The sequence below is a fragment of the Mesorhizobium sp. M8A.F.Ca.ET.021.01.1.1 genome, from assembly GCF_003998025.1.
Taxonomy (GTDB): Bacteria; Pseudomonadota; Alphaproteobacteria; order Rhizobiales; family Rhizobiaceae; genus Mesorhizobium.
Window position 1 is genome coordinate 1 of record NZ_RZSJ01000699.1, and the last position, 2,897, is coordinate 2,897.

At 64.9% G+C, this 2,897-nt stretch carries 4 protein-coding genes; 1 reads left to right on the forward strand and 3 read right to left on the reverse strand.

Features of this window, described 5'->3' with window-relative positions:
- The coding region (locus EOA36_RS32410; protein WP_281040102.1) for an alpha/beta hydrolase at positions 1-907 on the reverse strand (907 nt) is incomplete at its 3' end.
- A gap of 282 nt (positions 908-1,189) precedes the next feature.
- Between EOA36_RS32410 and EOA36_RS32415 the strand changes: the two genes are divergently transcribed.
- Positions 1,190-1,831, forward strand: a complete 642-nt coding sequence (locus EOA36_RS32415; protein ID WP_127280896.1) for a class I SAM-dependent methyltransferase — start codon at positions 1,190-1,192, stop codon at positions 1,829-1,831.
- Between the two features lie 15 nt (positions 1,832-1,846).
- Here the strand turns inward: EOA36_RS32415 and EOA36_RS32420 are convergent, their stop codons facing one another.
- Together EOA36_RS32420 and EOA36_RS32425 are read right to left on the reverse strand one after the other, a co-directional pair.
- Positions 1,847-2,521 carry a TetR/AcrR family transcriptional regulator gene (locus EOA36_RS32420; protein ID WP_127280897.1) on the reverse strand — a complete coding sequence of 225 codons (675 nt, stop codon included), beginning with the start codon at positions 2,519-2,521 and terminating at the stop codon, positions 1,847-1,849.
- Between the two features lie 103 nt (positions 2,522-2,624).
- Positions 2,625-2,897: nucleoside hydrolase (locus EOA36_RS32425; protein ID WP_189553465.1), on the reverse strand; the 273-nt coding region annotated here is incomplete at its 5' end.

Genomic DNA, 2,897 nt, shown 5'->3' on the forward strand with positions numbered 1-2,897 from the left:
CCAGAATATCCTGCGCCGTCGCCTCGACCGTGGGGCGGGCGCCGACGCGGTCTGAAAGCCCCATGCCGCGCCGGTCGAAGAGGATCAGGCGACCCAGGCGCGAAACCGCGGTCAGCCAGGCGCGGCAGCCCGGGTCTTCCCAGATACGCTCGACATGCGAAATGAAGCCGGGAACAAGCACGATGTCCGTCGGGCCGCTACCGACGATCTGGTACGCGATGTGAATGCCGTCCACTGCGACGTAGCACGTCCTGGGCACGTCCACGGTAGCGTCCTGAGTTGGCTCGCGCAGCATGGCTAGCGTGGCGGGGTCCGGCGCTACGCCGAGTTCGTCCCGCAAGAGCCGGATGCACGTCTCAATCTTGCGCTCGGCCGCGGCCCTGTCCCCGGCGGCCAGGTGGACATGGATCAGGTGGCGGTGCGCGCTTTCGCTCAAAGGGTCGAGCGCCGTCAACCGTGTCGCATGAACGACCGCGCCGCGCGGCTCGCCGCCGGCGATCTTGGCTTCGACGAGCCGCTCCAGCGCCTGCACCAGCCGGCCGCGCAAGGTCTCTCGCCGGAAGAAGATCCATTCCTCGAATTCCGGACTGTCCGGCAGCGAGAAGCCGGCGAGATAATCGTCGTTGTAGATGTCGGCTGCCTCGTCGAGAGAGCGGGAATTGCAGGCCTGCTCGAAAACCCTGGTGTCGATCTCGGCGGACAAGGCCGGGTGCAGGCTCAGCGAGGCGCCTGTGGCGGCGATGATCTCTCTGTCGAACGCGATGCGGATTTTATAGAGTGTCCGCCGAAGGCGGGCGCGAGCGAGCTGTTCGTCGGTCTCGGGCCACAGAAGCGTGGCGACGACATCGCGCGCCACCGGTCCGCCGGCCTCGGCCAGGTAGATGAGGAGCGCCGCCGCCTTGCGCAAGGCAAGTTCCACCCGCCGGCCGCTCAAGCGGAACTCCGGAAAACCCAGAAATCGGAATTCCAATCGCTCCATCGATCCGACCACGGCCATGCGGGGACGCTGAGGGGACGCCGGCCTTCTATCCATTCCCACGACATCGGGCCGATCGGGCCCGATCATGAGACTCCCTTGGAGCGAGAAATGTCACTGGTCAATACTCTCATCCACCATTGCACAGCAGGGCCTGTTGCCGGCGGTGGCGCCCCTGTTGGCGCTGCCGGCGCAGGGCAGGGAGGCTGAGACATGTGCCAATCCTGTCTCTCCTGGTACGCGCGCTGCATGGCTCCCTACTTCGTCCACGTCGGCTGTTCAGCCCGCACTTTCACGCATATGCGACGGCGCCTGATCCCACGGGCAGATGGCGTTGTCGTCGAGGTCGGTTTCGGGTCCGGCCTGAACCTTCCCTATTACGACGCCGGCAGGGTGAAGCGGCTGGTCGGCGTCGATCCCGACGGCACGATGCTCGGCCTGGCCGAACCGAAGAGCCGTTCCTTGCCATTCAAGGTCGACTGTATCCGGGCCAGCGGTGAAAGACTGCCGTTGATCGACAGCTTCGCCGACACGGTCGTCGTCACCTACGCCTTCTGCACCATTCCGGATCCCGAGGCGGCGCTGACCGAGATCCGGCGCATCCTGAAGCCCACGGGCCGGCTGATCTTCATAGAGCATGGCCAGGCCGAGGGGCCGCGCTGCCGCAAATGGCAGGAGCGTCTGAACCGGTCCTGGGGCCGACTCGCCGGCGGCTGCCACCTCAACCGCGATCCATTGCACCTGATCCGGGCGGCGGGCTTCCATGTCGTCGAAGCGGAGCGTGAACGGTTCCGGCTACCCTTCTGGCAGTTGGGAAGTCACCATGCCGGCATCGCGATACCCCCAACGGGCTGATGCGCCTTCGCCCTGCTATCGCCGCCCACCACGTATTTCCACCGGCCTCGGCGCCGAACCCGGCTCCTGGACCAGCGGGCCGAGCAGCACTTCGCCGAACAGCGGCTGGTAGCTCCGGCGCACCGCCGGGTCCTCCTTGAAGGACAGAGCGTATTGGCCGATCTGGTGGAAATAGGTGATGCGGGCCCTGACCAGGCTCTCATCCTCGGGATAACCCATGGCGCGGAAGGAACGGATTAGGAGCTCGATGCGCAGGTCGTCGATATCCTTGACTTCCCGCGCCAGCTTTTTCGAAGTTCGCGACCAGTCGCGCACGGCGAGGTCGAGCAGGGGACTGAACGGGGCCTCGTCGACCCAGACATGCACGATGTCGGTGAAGAACTGCAGGCCGTCTATATCTAGTATCTCGCGCATCGCCCAGAAGGGCTCGCAATTGATGTCCCGCCATTCCTGCAGCAGTCCGTCACGAAGATCGGCCAGGCTGGTGAAATGGAAATAAAAGCTGCCGCGCGTCACCTTGAACTGCTTGGCGAGGCGGTCGATCTTGACCTCGCCGATGCCGTGTTTCTCCAGCACCTTGCGCGCCGCCGATATCCAGGCCTCGCGGCTCAGCGTCTGCCGCGCCGCCTTCGCGGGCGCGGCGGCTTTGGGCGGTCTCTTGCCTCTGCCAGGGGCGCTGTCGGCTTTCATGTGGTCAAGACCTTCATCGCCATGCTCAACGCCTGCAATCCGTTTGCCGGCTCCGATGCGCTTCGCGACTCATCAAGTGCCCATCTATCGCGGAAGGCGCAACTCAGGGCAATGCGCTTATCCGCTCCAGCATGAGTTCGAAGAACGGCGCCGGATCGATGCGCCGCAGCACATTGCAGTTCTTGCGCCGACCGGTGACATGCCACCAGTCGACGACCGTCATGCCGATCGTCTCCGGCGAGACAATGTCGACCGTCACCGCGCACTGGCGCTGTTCATAGATTTGCGGCGCCAGGAGATAACCTGTCACGCAGGCATCGTGGATGGGGCGCGCCGGCGTCTCGAATTTGTGGGTGCCGTACTGGCGGTAGAAGTC